Source organism: Azospirillum sp. (assembly GCF_035627195.1).
GTDB lineage: Bacteria > Pseudomonadota > Alphaproteobacteria > Azospirillales > Azospirillaceae > Azospirillum.
The window spans coordinates 57354-74538 of sequence record NZ_DASPMG010000237.1 but is presented as its reverse complement, the minus strand read 5'-3'; the positions used below and the strand labels follow the sequence as shown (position 1 = coordinate 74538).

The following is a 17185-nucleotide window of genomic DNA, read 5'->3' as shown; positions in this document are numbered from 1 at the left end:
CGCCGACAACGGCGTCACCTTCCACGTGCACGGCGACCCGCAGGGGCTGGAACGGCCGTGGCAGCTGGACCCCATGCCGCTGCTGCTGGAAGCCGCCGAGGGCCGCGCGCTGGCGGCGGCACTGGAGCAGCGGGCGCGGCTGTTGAACCTGATCCTGGCCGACCTGTACGGGCCGCGCCGGCTGGTGCGCGACGGGCTGCTGCCGCCGACGCTGGTGTTCGGGCATCCCGGCTACCTGCGCGCCTGCCACGGCATCGTGCCGCCGTCGGGCATCTTCCTGCACCTCTACGCCGCCGACCTCGCCCGCACGCGGGACGGCGGCTGGACCGTGGTGGGGGAGCGGACGGACGCGCCGGCCGGCGTCGGCTACGCGCTGGAGAACCGGCTGATCACGGCGCGCATCCTGGCGGAGTTCTTCCGCAATTCGCGGGTGCAGTGGCTGATGCCCTTTGTTCAGGTGCTGCGCGACACGCTGCTGTCGCTGTCGCCGCGCCGTTTCGACCAGCCGCGCCTCGTCCTGCTCAGCCCCGGCGATGCCGCCGGCAGCAGCTTCGAGCACGCCTACCTCGCCCGCCTCATCGGCTGCCCGATGGTGGAGAGCGAGGACCTGACGGTGCGGGACGAACGGGTGCTGCTGAAGACGCTGGACGGCCTGCAGCCCGTGGACGTCATCCTGCGACACACGCCGGCCCACCTGTGCGACCCGCTGGAGCTGGATTCGCGCTCCGACCTCGGCGTCGCCGGCATGGTGCAGGCGGTGCGCGCCGGGTCGGTGACCGTCGCCAACGCGCTGGGCTGCGGCGTCGTGGAGACGCCGGCCATCGCCGCCTTCCTGCCGCGCCTAGCGCGGGAACTGCTGGGCGAGGATCTGACGCTGCCGTCGGTGCCGACGTGGTGGTGCGGGGACGAGGCGTCGCGCCGCCACGTGCTGGACAACCTCCACCGGCTGACGGTCCGCTCGGCCTACGACCTGCGCGCCCCGGCGATCTTCGGCGACGCGCTGGTGGCGGTGGAGCGCGAGGCGCTGGCCGCCCGCATCGACGCGCGCCCGCACGCCTTCGTGGCGCAGGAGCCGGTCAGCCCCTCCACCACGCCCGTCTGGGCGGGCGGGCGGCTGGAGCCCAAGCCCATGGTGCTGCGCGCCTTCCTGGCGGCCCAGGGGGACGGCTACCGCGCCATGCCCGGGGGGCTGGCGCGCGCGTCCTCGGCGCGCGACCTGACCAACGCGGCCCTGCAGGGGGGAGGCGAGGGCGGCAGCAAGGACACCTGGGTGATGTCGGACGCGCCGCAGGCGCCGCGCCGCACGGCCCCGCCGACGGCCGCACCCGTGCGCCTCGTGCGCGGCGGGCGCGACCTGCCCAGCCGCGTGGCCGACAACATGTTCTGGTTCGGCCGCTACCTGGAGCGCAGCGAGGGCATCACCCGCATGCTGCGCACCGTCTACGTCCAGGTGGAGGAAAGTGCGAGCGGCATCGTGGGCGGCGGCGGGGAGACGCTGGCGCCGCTCTCGGCCATCCTCAGCCTCCTGGGCCTGCACCCGGCGCGCGCCCAGGCCGGCACGGTGGCGGACGCGGCGGCGCTGCTGGGCCGCCAGCAGTTCGACCCGGCCTACGGCACCGGGCTGGTCGCCAACATGGGCCGGCTGCTGCGCGTGGCGGCGCGCGTGCGCGATCGCCTGTCGCTGGACACCTGGCGCAACGTGCAGCAGCTCAACGCCGCGGCCCTGCGCCTGAAGCCCGCCGCCGCGACCGACGTGGGCGAGGTGCTGGGGGCGCTGAACGGCCTGATCCTGATGCTGGAGGCGTCGAGCGGGCTGGTGCTGGAGAACATGACGCGGGGCCTGGGCTGGCGCTTCCTCGACATCGGCCGGCGCGTGGAGCGGGCGCTGCACCTGATCGACCTGCTGTCGGGCGTGCTGACGCTGCGCGGCGGCGACATGCCGGTGGCGTTGGACGCGCTGCTGGCGGTGTCGGACAGCGGCATGACCTACCGCTCCCGCTATTTCCCGACGCCGCAGTTCGCGCCGGTGCTGGACCTGCTGCTGTGCGACGATTCGAACCCGCGCTCCGTCGCCTTCCAGTTCGCGCTGCTGGCCGACCATGTCGAGCATCTGGTCGCCATCCGCGAGACGGCGCGCATCCGCCCCGAACAGCGGCTGATGATCTTCCTGGAGGGATCGGTCCGCACCGCCGACATCGACGTGCTGGCCGTGGCGGACGAGGACGGGCGCTGGTACCACCTTGGCAAGCTGCTAGAGGTGCTGCAGGCGCGCCTGTGGGAGCTGTCGGAGACGCTGAGCCGCGAGTACTTCGCCCACGCCAGTGGCCATTCCGCCCGCCAGCGGGAGTGGCGGATGTGAGGTACCGGGTCCGTCACGTCACCACCTGCGCCTATTCCACGCCGGTGCTGGTCTCGCACCACGCCGCGCGCCTCATCCCGCGCGAGACGGAGCGGCAGCGCTGCCTGGACGCCTCGCTGTCGGTGGAGCCGGCCCCGGCGGCGCGCGCCGACCGGGTGGACTACTTCGGCAACCCGGTCAGCTTCCTGACCATCCAGACCTCGCACCGGGTGCTGACGGTGATCGCCGAAAGCCATGTGGAGGTGGCGCCGCCGCCCGCCGCCGATCCGCTGGCGACGCCGCCGTGGGAGGCGGTGCGGGCGGCGCTGGCGTGCCCGGCGGACGCGCCGGCGCTGGAGGCTGCCGAATTCCTGTGCGATTCCCCCTTCGCCGCCGCGTCGGACGACCTGCGCGCCTACGCCCGGCCCAGCTTCGCGCCCGGCCGGCCGGTGCTGGATGCGGCATTTGACCTCACCCGGCGCATCCACGCGGACTTCCAGTACGACCCGGCCGCCACCACGGTCAGCACGCCGCTGGCGCAGGTGCTGGCGATGCGGCGCGGCGTGTGCCAGGACTTCGCGCATTTGCAGATCGCGTGTCTGCGCGCCATGGGGCTGGCGGCGCGCTACGTCGGCGGCTACCTGCTGACGCGGCCGCCGCCGGGGCAGGCGAAGCTGGTGGGGGCGGACGCCTCGCACGCCTGGGTCTCCGTGTGGATCCCCGGCCGCGGCTGGGTCGACCTGGACCCCACCAACGACATGCTGGTGGGGGACGAGCACGTCACCTGCGCCTGGGGCCGCGATTACGAGGACGTCAGCCCCGTCAAGGGGCAGGTGGTCGGCGGGGGCGAGCACGCGCTGACCGTCTCCGTCGACGTGCGGGTGGACGAGGGTTGAGCAGAATGCAACCGGCTTGCACAAAAGTGAGGCAGTTTTTCGCGGCGCCCGTGCCGCTGCGCTGCGGCATCCGCGCCTGAGCGGCGCGGCATGCCCATTGCTTAGGAATGGTCATGGATGAACCGAGCGGATACCCCATGCCGGACGACGCATTAAACTTTTCCGGGCTGCTGTCGGACTATGACCGGAACGGCTTCTTCTGCGAACTGACGAGCCCGCGCGCCGATGGGGCGGAGGAGTTCGCGCGGATCCGCCGGCGGCTCGACCGCTTGGCGCAGGACCAGCTGCGCCGCCGCAACGCCGACGCCGAGCGCGAGCTGTTCGACCTGGGCATCACCTTCACCGTCTATTCGGAGAAGGACGCCATCGACCGCATCCTGCCCTTCGACGTCATCCCCCGCGTCATCACGGCGCGCGAGTGGGCGCACGTCGAGGCCGGCGTGGTGCAGCGCGTGGCGGCGATCAACCTGTTCCTGGCCGACGTCTACGGCGACCAGAAGATCCTGAAGGACGGCGTCGTCCCGGCGGATCTGGTGCTGGACAACCCCAACTACCGGCCGGAGATGCGGGGCTTGAACGTGCCGCACGGCACCTACGCCCACGTCTGCGGCATCGACGTGGTGCGCGACCACGAGGGCACCTTCCGCGTGCTGGAGGACAACGCCCGCACGCCGTCCGGCGTGTCCTACGTGGTCGAGAACCGCACGCTGATGCTGCGCGCCTTCCCCGACCTGATGGAGGACACGCACGTCCGCCCGGTGGACGACTACGGCATCCGCCTGCACGAGGCGATGGCGGCCATCGCCCCGGTGAGCGACCCGCAGGTCGTGCTGCTGTCGCCGGGCATCTACAACTCCGCCTATTTCGAGCACGTCTTCCTGGCGCGCGAGATGGGCATCCCGCTGGTGGAGGGACGCGACCTCGTGGTCGAGAACGACCGCGTGTACATGCGCACCACCAGGGCGCTGGCGCCGGTCCACACCATCTACCGCCGCCTGAACGACGAATTCCTGGATCCCGAGGTGTTCCGCCCCGACAGCATGCTGGGCGTGCCGGGCCTGATGCGGGCCTACCGCAAGGGGAACGTGGCGCTGGCCAACGCGGTGGGCACCGGTGTCGCCGACGACAAGGCGGTCTACGCCTACATGCCGCGCATCATCCGCTACTACCTCCAGCAGGACCCGATCCTGCCCAACGTGGACACGCGTATCTGCCGCGAGGCGGACGCGCTGCAATACACGCTCGACAACCTGGAGCAGCTGGTGGTGAAGCCGGTGGGCGAGTCCGGCGGCTACGGCATGATCATCGGGCCGAAGGCGACGAAGGCGGAGATCGAGGATTTCCGCGTCAAGTTGAAGGCCGACCCGGCCAACTACATCAGCCAGCCGACGCTGGCGCTGTCGGTGGCGCCGACGCTGGCCGACGGCGGCATCGTGCCGCGCCACGTCGACCTGCGGCCCTTCGCGGTGACCGGGGCCAGCACCTGGGTGCTGCCCGGCGGGCTGACGCGCGTGGCGCTGCGGGAGGGCTCGCTGGTCGTGAACTCGTCGCAGGGCGGCGGGTCGAAGGACACCTGGGTGCTGGCGTAAGGGACGACGATCATGGCGAACCTCCTCTCCCGCTACGCCGAGTGCATCGTGTGGATGGCCCGCTACATGGAGCGGGTCGAGAACACGGCGCGCATCCTGGAAGTCACCGAGACCTTCGCGCGCGACAAGGGTGCGCACAACTGGCTGTCGGTGGTGCAGATCAACGCCGACGAAAAGGCGTTCTTCGCCAAGCACACGGTGGCCGACGCGCAGAGCGTGCTCGACTTCTACCTGCTGGACGCGAGCAACCCGACGTCGATCCAGGCCTATGTCCAGGCGGCGCGCGAGAACGCGCGCACCCTGCGATCGCTGGTGTCGATCGAGCTGTGGACCCAGCTCAACGTCTTCCACAACCGCATCCGGCAGCTGACGAAGGAGGACATCGCCACCCCGCGCCTGTCGAAGCTGTGCGCCGAGATCCGCAAGGCCTGCCAGGAGCACACGGGCATCGTCGAGGGCTCGGTCAACCGCGACGAGGCGTGGTTCTTCTACTCATTGGGCCGCTACATCGAGCGGGCGGACCAGACCACGCGCCTGCTGGACATCAAGTACCACCTGCTGCTGCCGAAGGCGGACGACGTGGGTTCCGCCCTCGACCTCAGCCAGTGGAACGCGCTGCTGCGCGCGGTGGCGGGGTACCAGACGTTCCGGCGGCTGTACTTCGGGCGCATGACGCCGGCCGCGGTGGCGGGGTTCCTGCTGTTCTCCGACACCTTCCCGCGCTCGGTCAGCCTGTGCCTGCGGCAGGTGGAATGGATCCTCAGCCAGCTGCGCTCGCGCTACAACCTGTCCGGCGCCGCGGCGGCGATGGAGCGGCTGGACGAGATCCGCGCGGCGCTGGCCGACCAGACGGTGGACGACGTGATCCGCCACGGCCTGCACGACTTCCTCGACTGGATCCAGGTCCAGCTGGGGCTGGTGACGGCGGACATCGGGCAGGCGTTCTTCGGCCACAAGGCGGCGTAAGACGCCCTTCTCCCCTTGGGGGAGAAGGGTTGGGATGAGGGGTCATTACCGCCGGAAGGCGGGAAAAGGAGTTTTTGTCCGCCCTGCCGGGCGTAACCACCCTCACCCCCGACCCCTCTCCCCTCAAGGGAGAGGGGCTTTTGTCACTTCTTCGCGAACTCTTCCGTCACCTTGCGCTCCAGTTCGGCGGCGCCGGCGGGCAGGTTGTGGGCGATGCCCTTGTGGCAGTCGATGCAGGTCTGGCCCTGCTCCTGCGCCTGGAGGTGCAGCGGGCGCGCGCGCGGGCCCTGCTGGGCGATGTCCATGCCGGCGAAGTTGTGGCAGTTCCGGCACTCGCGCGAGTCCGTCGCCTTCATCGCCCGCCAGACGTTGCCGGCCAGGCGGATGCGCTGCTCCTCGAACGCCTCCTTGGTGGGCATGGAGCCGATGATGTGGTGGTACAGCTCCTTCGACGCCTCGATCTTGCGGATGACCTTGTGCGTCCAGTCCTTGGGCACGTGGCAGTCGGGGCAGGTGGCGCGCACGCCCGACGGGTTGCTGTCGTGCACGGTGCCGCGGTACTCGGCGTAGACGTTCTCGCGCATCTCGTGGCAGGAGACGCAGAACTGCTCGTTGTTCGTCGCCTCCATCGCCCAGTTGAAGCCGCCCCAGAACAGCACGCCGCCGACGGCGCCGGCCAGGAGCAGGAAGCCCAGCGAGAAATGCACGGTGGGGCGGGTCAGCGTCCTCCACAGCCGGGCGATGAGGCCCGGCCGTCTCGCGCCCGCGCGGTCCAGGGTGTTGGCGGTCATGGTGTGGTGCTCCCCGTCTTCAGCGGACGTTGTTCAGCGGGCTTCGTTCAGCGGACCTTGGTGACCGGCGTGAACGCGTTGTCCACCAGCGGCTTGGCGTCGGTCTGCGGCACGTGGCATTGGGTGCAGAACCAGCGTGTGCCGGCGATGGTGTCCAGGCGGTTCCCCTGGCGGTCGACGTAGTGCGTCTCGCTGATCTGCGGGGCGCGCATGGTCTTGGCGTTGGTCCACTCGTGGCAGCCGATGCACTGGTTGACGTTCTTGTCGACCTGGTACTTCTCGATCTTGTGCGGGACCAGCGGCGGCTGCTGGCGGAAGTTGCGGGCGTGGTTGCCGCCTTCCTGGTAGGTGAAGATGTTGAGCGAGGGCGCCTGGTCGCTCTCCTGCACGCCCACCGGGCCGCGCAGCGAGCGGACTTCTTCAGCCACGGCACCCGCCGGCGTCAGGATGGCGGAGGCGAGCATCATGCCGGCCGCCGCGACGATCAGCTTCAGTCGGGTTTTCACGTCAGGTCTCCTTGGGCGTTGGGCGCCGGGGCGGCGGTCCGGGCCGCACCCGTCGGGCGGGGCGGGCGGATGCCGAGGGCGAACACGGTCTGTGGGCACACGTCGACGCAGCGGCCGCAGGCCGTGCAGTCGGGGGAATGGATCACGTCGCTGCCCGCGTCCTTGAGGGCCGGGGTGATGACGTGGGGTTCGGGGCAGACCTGGTAGCAGTCCATGCAGTGGTCGCAGGCCGCGCGGTTCGGCGCCGACACGGCCACCCGGCCGAAGCGGCCGACCTGCCCGTAGAAGGCGCCGACCGGGCACAGGTGCCCGCACCAGCCGCGCGGCGCCACCGCGAGGTCGAAGAGGAAGATCGCCGCCACCACGCTCCAGGCCAGCCCGCTGGCGGCCAGCGAGCCGAACACCAGCGCGCGGTGCAGGAGCGTGACGGGGTTCACCACCTCCCACACGATGACGCCGGTGAACGCGGAGGCGAGCAGAACGGCGGCCAGCACCAGGAAGCGCAGGCGCCGGCCGAGCGCCGTGCCCTCCCTGAGGCCGAGCCGGCGGCGCGTCGCGGCGGCGGCGTCCGTCACCACGTTCACCGGGCACACCCAGGAGCAGTAGAGCCGGCCGCGCAGCAGCGCATAGGCGGCGAACACGATCAGCGCGCCGACGATGGCCGCCGTTTCCGGAACATGGCCGGCCAGCAGCGATTGCAGCAGGACCAGCGGGTCGGTCAGCGGCAGCACGCCCAGCGTCTCGCTGGTCGCCAGCGTGCCGCGCGTGATCCACACGCCGAACAGCGGCCCGGTGAGGAACAGGGCGAGGAAGCCCGCCTGCGCCGTCCGCCGGGCGATCAGCCAGCGGTGGGCGGCGAACCAGCCCTTGGCCTGGACGGCCGCGGGCCCCGGCAGGCGCCGTGTGACCGCGCTCATGGCCGGAACTCCTTGTTCAGCGCTGGGTTCAGCGCCGGGGGCGTGTAGCCGCGGTCGGGCAGGTCGATGATGCCGTCGACGAGGGACTCGCCCTTCCTGGCCTTCTCCTCCCAGCCCAGGCGGTAGTGGTCGCCCAGACGGCCGCGCGCCAACTCGACGGGCAGCACCTTGATGGCCGCCTCCTCCAGCACGCAGGACTTCTCGCACTTGCCGCAGCCGGTGCAGACGGCGGTGTTCACCACCGGGATCAGGTGGGCGTGGCGGCCGGTGCGTTCGTTGTGGCGGGCCTCCAGCCTGATCGCCTTGTCGATCAGCGGGCAGACCCGGTAGCAGACGTCGCAGCGCAGGCCCAGCACATTCAGGCACGTCTCATGCCCGACCAGCACGGCCGAGCCCATGCGGGCGTCGTCGATGTTGGTCAGGCTCTTGGCGAGAGCGCCGGTGGGGCAGGCGACGACGCAGGGAATGTCCTCGCACATCTCGCAGGGGATCCGGCGCGCCTCGAAGTAGGGCGTGCCGGTGGCCGCCTGGTCGGCGAGGTCGGCCAGCTTCAGCGTGTCGTAGGGGCAGGCGCGCACGCACAGCCCGCAGCGCACGCAGGCGGCCAGGAAGTCGCCCTCCGCCAGCGCACCCGGCGGACGCAGCGCGGTCGCCGCCAGCGTGCGCGACGGAGCCGCGACGCGCGCCAGCAGCAGCGTCAGGAACCCAGCACCGCACACCGCCCCGGCCGCGCCGGAGAGGAACCGGCGCCGGTCGACACCGGCCTTGTCCTGTGATGCGCCCATGATGAGCACTCCGCACATTCTACGCCCTCCCCCTGCTCCGCAGGGGGAGGGAAGGGGCCCGCCGGAGGCGGGAAGGGTGGGGGCTACGGCTTCTCGGGGAGGCCGCTGCCCCCACCCTCCCACGCTTCGCGTGGGTCCCTCCCTCCCCCGGCGGGGCCGGGGGAGGGGTTTTGATGGTTACGCCTCCGCGCCCTTCACCACCTTGCAGGCGCACTTCTTGAAGTCCGTCTCCTTGGAGATCGGGCAGGTGGCGTCGAGCACGAGCTTGTTGACCAGCTGGCTCTCGTCGAAGAACGGGATGAACACCAGCCCCTTCGGCGGCTTGTTGCGGCCTTGCGTTTCCAGGCGCGAGGTCACCTCGCCGCGCCGGGTCATCAGCTTCACCGACATGCCGCGGCGCAGACCGCGCGCCTTGGCGTCGTCGGGGTGCATGTAGACGACCGCGTTGGGGAAGGCGCGGTGCAGCTCCGGCACGCGGCGGGTCATGGAGCCGGTGTGCCAGTGCTCCAGCACGCGGCCCGTCACCAGCCACAGGTCGTACTCGGCGTCCGGCGCCTCGGCGGCGGGCTGGTAGGGCAGGGCGAAGACGTTCGCCTTGTTGTCCTTGAAGCCGTAGAAGCTGACCCCCTCGCCGGCCTTGACGTAGGGGTCGTAGCCCTCGCGGAAGCGCCAGAGCGTCTCCTTGTTGTCGACCACCGGCCAGCGCAGGCCGCGGGCCTTGTGGTACAGCTCGAAGTCGGCGAGGTCGTGCGCCTTGCCGCGGCCGAACTGGGCGTATTCCTCGAACAGGCCCTTCTGGATGTAGAAGCCCAGCAGCTTGGAATCGTCGTTCTCGAAGCCGGCCTGGATCTGGTCGAGGCCGAACTTGTTGACCACGCCGTTGGCGTAGAGGATGTCGAACAGCGTCTTGCCGCGCACCTCCGGCTTCTTGGCGATCAGCTCCTCCGGCCACACCTCCTCGACCTTGAAGCGCTTGGCGAACTCCATCAGCTGCCAGACGTCGGAGCGCGCCTCGCCCGGCGCCTTCACCTGCTGGCGCCAGAACTGGGTGCGGCGCTCGGCGTTGCCGTAGGCCCCTTCCTTCTCCATCCACATGGCGCTGGGCAGGATCAGGTCGGCCGACAGGGCGGAGACGGTCGGGTAGGCGTCGGACACCACCACGAAGGCGGCCGGGTTGCGCCAGCCCGGATACAGCTCCTCGTTGATGTTCGGACCGGCCTGCATGTTGTTGGTGCACATGGTCCAGTAGCAGTTCAGCTTGCCGTCCTTCAGCATCCGGCTTTGCAGAACCGCGTGGTAGCCGATCTTGTCGGGCAGCGTGCCTTCGGGCAGCTGCCAGATCTTCTCCGTCTTGGCGCGGTGGTCGGGGTTGGTCACCACCATGTCGGCCGGCAGGCGGTGGGCGAAGGTGCCCACCTCGCGCGCCGTGCCGCAGGCCGACGGCTGGCCGGTCAGCGAGAACGGGCCGTTGCCGGGCTGCGAGATCTTACCGGTCAGCAGGTGGATGTTGTAGACGAGGTTGTTGGCCCAGGTGCCGCGCGTGTGCTGGTTGAAGCCCATCGTCCAGTAGGAGACGACCTTCACCTTCGGGTCGGCGTAGAGTTCCGCCAGGGCCTTCAGCTGCTCCACCGGCACGCCGGAGATTTCGGCCGTCTTCTCCGCCGTGTACTCGGCCACGAAGGCCTTGTAGTCGTCGAAGGTGATTGGCGCGGCGGCGTTGGGGTCGGCGGCGTTCTTGGCGTCCTTCTCCAGCGCGTGCGTCGGGCGCAGGCCGTAGCCGATGTCGGTGACGCCCTTCTTGAAGTTCAGGTGCTTGGCGACGAAGTCGGCGTTCACCCGGCCGGTCTGGATGATGTAGTTGGCGATGTAGTTGAGGATCGCCAGATCCGACTGCGGCTTGAAGATGATCGGCAGGTCGGCGAGTTCGTAGGAGCGGTGCTCGAACGTGGAGAGCACGGCGACCTTGCACTCCTTGTGCGTCAGGCGCCGGTCGGTGATGCGCGACCACAGGATCGGGTGCATCTCCGCCATGTTGGAGCCCCAGAGCACGAAGGCGTCCGCGTGCTCGGCGTCGTCGTAGCAGCCCATCGGCTCGTCGATGCCGAAGGTGCGCATGAAGCCGGCGACGGCCGAGGCCATGCAGTGCCGCGCGTTCGGGTCCAGGTTGTTGGAGCGGAAGCCGGCCTTGAACAGCTTGGAAGCGGCATAGCCCTCCCAGATCGTCCACTGGCCGGAGCCGAACATGCCGATGGCCGACGGGCCGGTCTTCTTCAAGGCCTCCTTCCACTTGGCGGCCATGATGTCGAACGCCTCGTCCCACGACACCGGCGTGAAGTCGCCGTCCTTGGCGTAGACGCCGTTCTTCTTGCGCAGGAGCGGCGTCTTCAGCCGGTCCTCGCCGTACATGATCTTGGAGAGGAAGTAGCCCTTGATGCAGTTCAGGCCGCGGTTGACCGGCGCGTCCGGGTCGCCCTGGGTGGCGACGACGCGCCCGTCCTTCACGCCGACCAGAACGCCGCAGCCGGTGCCGCAGAAGCGGCACACGCCCTTGTCCCAGCGGATGCCATCGGCGGTGGCCGCCTCGGCGACCTTGGTGGAGACGGGCAGCCCGGCGACCGCGGCGGTCGCGGCGACGGCGTTGGCCTTAACGAAGTCGCGTCGGTTGAGTTTCATGAGGGCATCTCCTCGGACTGGGCGTCCGTCTCGCAGTGGTGGTAGACGAGGGCCGCCGACGCGATTCCCTCGAGTTCGGTCAATTTGCTCAGCGTCAGCGCGGCGGGGGTACCATCGGCATCCTCGATGGTGACGACCAGACGGCCGTCCGCCGCCTCCTGGTGGATCTCCACCCCCGGCAGGGCCAGCAGCGCCGCCCGCGCCGCCGTCAGGCGCGCCGGATCGGCGTGGACCAGCACGCCGCAGATGTTGTGGCCCGCGGCGGCCGGCCCGGCGAGCGGCCGGGCGATTTCCTCTTGGACGAAGCGGTTCAGCCGCATGCGGCCTTCTCCATTTCTTGGATCTTGGGCTCTTGGCCGTGGGGGCGGATGGCGATGGCGGTGACGGGGCAGGGCGCGACGCAGCCGCCGCAGCCGGTGCACAGCGCGGCGTCCACGTCCGGCAGCCGGCGCCCGCCGCCCAGCGGGCGGAAGCGGATGGCGCGCGGCTCGCAGTGCTCACCGCAGATGCGGCAGTCGACGGCGCGCAGCGACAGGCAGGCGGTGCCGACGACGGCGACCATGTGCCACGGTGCCGCACCCTCCGCCCGGCGAAGCGCGCCGGTCGGGCAGGCGTCGGCGCAGGCGCCGCAGAAATCGCAGGCGCCGGCCTGGAAATTCATGGCCGGGCGGCCGGCGCGGTCGGTGGTGATGATCTTTGCCGGGCAGGCGTCGACGCACCGCCCGCAGGCGTCGCACGCCGCGGTGAAGCGATGCTCGCCGTCCAGCGCCCAGGGCGGGCGCGCGGCTGCGGGCGGCGCGCCGACGCGCCCCCTCAGGAAACCTGCTCGGCTGAAGCCGGCCATGGCGATCTCTCCCACGGGCGCCCGCTCGTCTGCGGAGCGGGTCATCCCGGCACTGGTGTGCACCTTTGGCGGATGGCGTGAGGCCGTCCGGCACTAAAGGCTGGGGTCAGGATCTGCCTATTCGGGTAGGTGAGCCTTGACCATGATCAAATTAGGAAACGGCAATAGGCAAGGGTGGGGCGGGCGATCGTCAAATTGCAAAGGCGCATCACGCCGTTGAACCGCCGCGCCCCGCACCGGGCGAAACTCAGCCCCGACGTGCACGAATGGCGGCGAGGCGGCTGGACAGGTCGGTCGGGGCGGGCAGGGCGCCGGTCGCGGCCTGGAGGGCGGCCTTGATGTTCGGGTCGTCCTCCTCCGGCTTGGTCGGCTTCAGGAGGCGGGCCTTGGCGTTGGCGGTCTCCGCCGAGGCCAGCTCGCGCGCGGCGGTGTCCTGCATGGCCTTCAGCGCCATGCCCAGACCGCTGGTGGCGCCGCTCAGGCCGGCGGCCTGCCGGGCGGCCTCGGCGCGCTGTTCGGCGACGTTGCGCTGCTGGGCGGCGCGGGCCATGTCGCGCTCGGCGCGGGTCAACTCGGCGCGGGCGGACTTCAGCTTCTCGCCGGCCTGGGCGTAGGTCTGCTCCAGCATGCGCAGGAACTCCTCCGCCTCGGTCGCGTCCTGCGCCTCGCGGTCGACCTCCGGCGCCATCTGCTCCAGCAGGCCGACGAGGGTGGTCAGGCTCTGCTCCAGGGGCGCCTTGCGGGCGGCGTCGGTCTCGCCCTCGATCTGGCGCTGCAGGTGCTCGGCCGCGGCGAGGCGCTGGCGGGAGAGCTGGGCGATGGCGTCGGCTTCCTTCTTCTCGCGGTCGTAGGCGACGCGCGCCTCGGCCACCTGCCGGCCGAGGCGGTCGAGGTGTTCCTCCATGGTGCGCAGCTCGGCCTCCGTCGCCGATTTCGGGTCCCACTGGACGAGCGCTTCGACCGCGCTGCGGACCGCCTGGTCCGTCTTCACGCCGACGAGGTTGCGCATGAACGTGAACATGGGGTGCCTCCCTGAGAGATGAGATCAGCCGGCCATGGCGCCGGCGTTGAGGAGTGCTATGGCGAGCTGCAGCGCGGCCAACGTGGTGGCGGCGGCGACGTTGCCGTTCTCGATCATCGGCCGCAGGTCACGGAACAACAGCACGGCGATGCCGAAGGTGACGATCTGCAGCACGAGCGCGATGGCGCCCCAGATCACGATGTCCAGCAGCGACAGGCTGGTGGCCAGCGTCGCCGCCAGCGGGATGGCCAGCGCCACCACCGTGCCGCCCAGCAGGATGCCGGCCGCGCGGTTGCCGCTGGCCAGCAGCTGGCGCTCGCGCATTGGCGTCACCGCCACGTAAGCCGCCACCCCGCCCAGGAAGAGCAGCACCGTGGCGACGAAGTGCAGGAGGAGGATCGGCAGGCCGCTGCCCAGGCCGTTGAGGATCAGCGCGGTGTTGCTCTCCATGGAACGGGCTCCTCCGGAAGGGTCTTGGGCTGCATCAGGCGAGCGACAGGGTGGCGGGGTTGACGTCGATGCCGGCGTGGACCTCGACCCAGGCCTGCCCGGCGTCCTCGACCGCGGCCACCAGGACGTACTCGGTCTCCGGCGCCGGGGCCGGCGCGCCGGTGGGGGCGGCGTAGAGCATGGCGTGCAGGCGGCGCGCGCGCTCGCCGCCCCCCTCCGTGCGGGTCTCGGCGAAGTCGTGCGGGGCGATGCGGGCGGTGCCGGGCGCCCATTGGCGGGCGTAGAGCTTGCCGTCCTTGGTCTGGAACTCCGGCCAGCCGATCATGCCTTCGGCCGGATCGAGCCAGAACGCCCACTCCTCCTGGCTGGCCGGCGACACCTCGTCGATCAGGGAGAAGTAGCGGCATTCGTCGGGGCGGCCGTCGGCGCCGAGGTGAAGCTGGAAGAAGCTCCTCCCGCCCGGCAGGTAGAGCCGGTGCAATGTGGTGTTGCCGGCGGTCAGCCGGCCGACCGCCTCGACGCTGACCAGCCCGCCGCCCATATCGGGCGCGGTCACCTTGGTGGCGCCGCCGGCCAGGATGAAGGGCGTGGGGTCGGCGGTCAGCGTCATGCCGACGCGGAACAGCGACGGCGCGTAGGCTTCGCCCGAGACCTTGGCGCGCAGGATCTTTCCCGCCGTGTCCAGCGGCCCCGACGCCGGCGCCGCCCCGGCGGCGCGCGGCGTCATGCGGCGGCGCGCCAGCCACAGCATGACGAGCACGCCGCCGCCGGCCAGCAGGACGAGGATCAGAAAGCCGCCGCCGAAGCCGCCGCCCGCATCGTCGCCCGCGTTGCCGGTGTCCGACACCGGGCGGGCGTCGGCGATGGCGACCTCGCGCGGGGTGCCGGGCGGCAGGTAGCTGGGGTCCGCCGGCTGGCCCTGCTTCTCGGCCAGCTGGCGGTCGAGCTGGTCGAGCTTGGCGCGCAGCTCGGCGTCCCCCTGGGCGCGCCGTTCGGCCTCCTCCCGCCACTGTTGGTAGCCGGGGTCGCCACGCTGGTTGTGGAAGAAGTCGGCGTAGCCGGGGCGGGTGAGGTTGTCGAGCAGGAACCACAGGAACAGCCCGTCCCAGATGCCGAAGCGCGGCGGCGAATTGTACGCATAGCCCGGCGGGCGCCAGCCCCCGGCCCAGCCGCCACCCCAGCCGCCACCCCAGCCGGTTCCCCGGCTCCCGCCCCAGCCGCTGCCCCACCCGCCGCCCCAGCCGCCGGGACTGCGGTAGCCGCCCCAATCGTCGGATTGCCCATGCCGCCGGGCGCCGGGCGGCGGCGCGGTGGGGGTGGGGGCCGGGAAGCCGCCGCCAGCGTCCGGGCGGGGTGCGCGGTAGCGTTCCAGCGCCTCGCCGCTCTGCCGGCGCGACAGCTCGCGGTCGGCGGGGCTGTGGTAGGTTGGGGTTGGGCGGGCCGCGGGCGGGGAGACGGACGGGCGGCGGTAGCCGCCGCTGCCCGATGGCGACGGCGACGAGCGCGGGGCGCTGAAGGACGGCGTGCGCGACGGCGCGCTGGGGCGGCTGTACCCGCCGCTGGTCCGGCCGGCGCGCGCCTGCGCGTCCCCCGTGGGGGCGAGCACGACGAGGCCGCCGGCGACCAGCGCGGGGCCGGTCGCCGGCGGCGTGCCGGACGGCAGGGCCAGCAGCAGGCCCAGCAGGGCCGCCGTCAGCCGCGATCGCATGGCGCTCCACGCTCGGCCATGGTGCCGGTTCCCTCCCCCGTTTCCCGCGCATGGTGTTCGTCCATGCTGAAACAGGGCCGTAAGAAGGGTGTTCCGGTGCGCTACAGGATGAAGTCCGCCGCCTGCAACGGCGGGGAGCCCACGATCTCCACCTCGAAATCGGCGTTGCGGTCGCCGTTCACGTCGGCCTGCACCACGCCGTTGGCGTAGCGCAGCTGGCCGGCGACGCCGCCGAACGCGTTGGCGCCGATGTAGGTGAAGGTGTCGTTGGCGGACCCGGCGTTGAGCTGCGCGTCGATTCCGGCCACGTCGAACTTGTCGCCTTCCGTCCGGTTGAAATCCTCGATGACGTCGCGGCCGGAGCCGGTTCCGCTGTCGGGGAGGAAGTTGAAATCGAACCGGTCGGCCTCCGACCCGCCGTACAGGTGGTCGCGCCCGCCGTCGCCGACGATCAGGTCGGATTCGGTGCCGCCGTGCAGCGTGTCCTCGCCGCCGGCCCCGTTCAGCGTGTCGCTGCCGAAGCCGCCGAACAGCGCGTCCTCGCCGTCCTCGCCGTTCAGCCGGTCGTTGTTCTCGCCGCCGAACAGCGTGTCGGCGCCGACGCCGCCGCGCAGGGTGTCGTCACCCCAGTAGCCGTACAGCTGGTCGTTGCCGTAGCCGCCATACAGCATGTCGTTGCCATAGCCGCCGCCGACGATGTCGTTGCCCCAGCCGCCATCGACCGTGTCCTCGTCGAGGCCGCCGTCGACGGTGTCGTTGCCGTCGCCGCCGTTAACGGTGTCGTTGCCGGCACCGCCCAGCACCATGTCGTCGCCGCTCCAGCCTTCCACCATGTCGGCGTCGGCGCCGCCGTCCAGCAGGTCGTTGCCGTCGCCGCCGGTCAGCGTGTCCATGCCCTTCTGGCCGTACAGGAAGTCGTCGCCGTCGCCGCCGGAGACGACATCGTTGCCGTCGCGCCCCAGCGCCGTGTCGCGGCCGGCGCCGCCGGTGATGGTGCTCGCCCCGTCGGAGCCGACGAGCAGGTCGTTGGCGAAGGTGCCTTCCGCGGTGCCGGAGTAGTGCTGGTTCACCACGCTCTGGTAGGCGAACTGCGAGCCGCTGGCCGGGGCGGCGGGGTCGAGCCCCTGCAGCCGGTTGCCGACGTCGCCGTAGGGCAGGGTGGACACCGGCGTCACCACCAGCGCGAAGACGCCGTCCCAATGGTGCACCTTGGCGGCCGTCCAGTTGGCCGTCTCGCCCGGCTCGATGGTGTTGCCGGTGAGGTGGGCGCGGGTGGCGCCGTTCAGGTCGTTGAGGAGCGACGCGTAGGTCTCCTCCGGCTGGATCGAGTAGGACTGGGACTGCGTCAGCGTCCCGGGGCCGGGATTGTCGGCCGGGTGGAAGTGGGCGATCGTCGGGTGCGCCGGGTATCCAGCGACGTTGATCGGGCGCATGGTCACGGCGTCGACGACGACGTTGGAATAGGACGCGTCGCCGTTGTTCGTCAGCTTCAGGTCCAGATTGAACCTGAGGTCGTTGCGCACGTTGCTGGTGCTGGTGTCGAACAGGTTGTCGTAGAACTGGTAGACGACCGGCGCCGAATCCGTCAGGGACGGGGAGAGGGTGAGGGTGTTGGTGGCTTCGTTGATGCTGTACGCGGCCGTCTCTTCGGACAGGCTGTATACGGTCCAGTTCTTCAACGGGAATGTGTAGGTCATGGCA

The 17185-nt window shown here is 71.0% G+C and carries 15 protein-coding genes; 4 read left to right on the top strand and 11 right to left on the bottom strand.

The features are described 5' to 3' along the window. The 4 genes from VED21_RS21680 to VED21_RS21665 form a co-directional block, all read left to right on the top strand. A partial coding sequence (locus tag VED21_RS21680) for a circularly permuted type 2 ATP-grasp protein (RefSeq protein WP_324885920.1) occupies positions 1-2359 on the top strand: 2359 nt, incomplete at its 5' end. Continuing rightward, positions 2356-3234 carry a transglutaminase family protein gene (locus tag VED21_RS21675; RefSeq protein ID WP_324885918.1) on the top strand — a complete coding sequence of 293 codons (879 nt, stop codon included), beginning with the start codon at positions 2356-2358 and terminating at the stop codon, positions 3232-3234. The genes VED21_RS21680 and VED21_RS21675, both read left to right, overlap by 4 nt. 113 nt (positions 3235-3347) lie before the next feature. Then, positions 3348-4823: a circularly permuted type 2 ATP-grasp protein gene (locus VED21_RS21670; protein WP_324885916.1), complete on the top strand. Its 1476-nt coding sequence runs from the start codon at positions 3348-3350 to the stop codon at positions 4821-4823. Positions 4824-4835: 12 nt separating this feature from the next. Then, on the top strand, positions 4836-5789 hold the full coding sequence (locus VED21_RS21665) for an alpha-E domain-containing protein (protein ID WP_324885914.1): 954 nt from the start codon (positions 4836-4838) through the stop codon (positions 5787-5789). Positions 5790-5932: 143 nt separating this feature from the next. Here the strand turns inward: VED21_RS21665 and VED21_RS21660 are convergent, their stop codons facing one another. The 11 genes from VED21_RS21660 to VED21_RS21610 all read right to left on the bottom strand — a co-directional run bounded on the left by VED21_RS21660 (position 5933) and on the right by VED21_RS21610 (position 17181). Beyond that, positions 5933-6580, bottom strand: a complete 648-nt coding sequence (locus VED21_RS21660; protein WP_324885911.1) for a NapC/NirT family cytochrome c — start codon at positions 6578-6580, stop codon at positions 5933-5935. A 47-nt stretch (positions 6581-6627) separates the two neighbouring features. After that, entirely contained in the window at positions 6628-7086 is a 459-nt protein-coding gene (locus tag VED21_RS21655; protein WP_324885910.1) for a nitrate reductase cytochrome c-type subunit, read from the bottom strand. Continuing rightward, a complete protein-coding gene (gene napH, locus VED21_RS21650) occupies positions 7083-8003 on the bottom strand; it encodes a quinol dehydrogenase ferredoxin subunit NapH (protein ID WP_324885908.1) in 921 nt (306 codons plus the stop codon). The genes VED21_RS21655 and napH overlap by 4 nt, the downstream gene beginning before the upstream one ends. Then, positions 8000-8788 carry a ferredoxin-type protein NapG gene (gene napG, locus VED21_RS21645; RefSeq protein WP_324885905.1) on the bottom strand — a complete coding sequence of 263 codons (789 nt, stop codon included), beginning with the start codon at positions 8786-8788 and terminating at the stop codon, positions 8000-8002. The genes napH and napG overlap by 4 nt, the downstream gene beginning before the upstream one ends. 177 nt (positions 8789-8965) lie before the next feature. Next, the gene (napA, locus tag VED21_RS21640) at positions 8966-11461 is read right to left on the bottom strand and encodes a nitrate reductase catalytic subunit NapA (protein WP_324885904.1); all 2496 of its coding nucleotides are present in this window, start codon (positions 11459-11461) and stop codon (positions 8966-8968) included. Continuing rightward, positions 11458-11781 (bottom strand): chaperone NapD, encoded by a 324-nt coding sequence (locus tag VED21_RS21635; RefSeq protein ID WP_324885902.1) that lies wholly within the window; start codon positions 11779-11781, stop codon positions 11458-11460. Before VED21_RS21635 ends, napA begins: the two co-directional genes overlap by 4 nt. After that, the gene (napF, locus tag VED21_RS21630; RefSeq protein WP_324885899.1) at positions 11772-12350 is read right to left on the bottom strand and encodes a ferredoxin-type protein NapF; all 579 of its coding nucleotides are present in this window, start codon (positions 12348-12350) and stop codon (positions 11772-11774) included. Before napF ends, VED21_RS21635 begins: the two co-directional genes overlap by 10 nt. Positions 12351-12552: 202 nt before the next feature. Next, positions 12553-13326 carry a hypothetical protein gene (locus VED21_RS21625; protein ID WP_324885898.1) on the bottom strand — a complete coding sequence of 258 codons (774 nt, stop codon included), beginning with the start codon at positions 13324-13326 and terminating at the stop codon, positions 12553-12555. 24 nt (positions 13327-13350) lie between these two features. Then, positions 13351-13776 carry a DUF350 domain-containing protein gene (locus VED21_RS21620; RefSeq protein ID WP_324885896.1) on the bottom strand — a complete coding sequence of 142 codons (426 nt, stop codon included), beginning with the start codon at positions 13774-13776 and terminating at the stop codon, positions 13351-13353. A gap of 34 nt (positions 13777-13810) precedes the next feature. Beyond that, a complete protein-coding gene (locus VED21_RS21615; RefSeq protein WP_324885894.1) occupies positions 13811-15484 on the bottom strand; it encodes a DUF2491 family protein in 1674 nt (557 codons plus the stop codon). A gap of 101 nt (positions 15485-15585) precedes the next feature. Next, positions 15586-17181 carry a calcium-binding protein gene (locus VED21_RS21610; RefSeq protein ID WP_324885892.1) on the bottom strand — a complete coding sequence of 532 codons (1596 nt, stop codon included), beginning with the start codon at positions 17179-17181 and terminating at the stop codon, positions 15586-15588. Positions 17182-17185 lie beyond the last annotated feature (4 nt).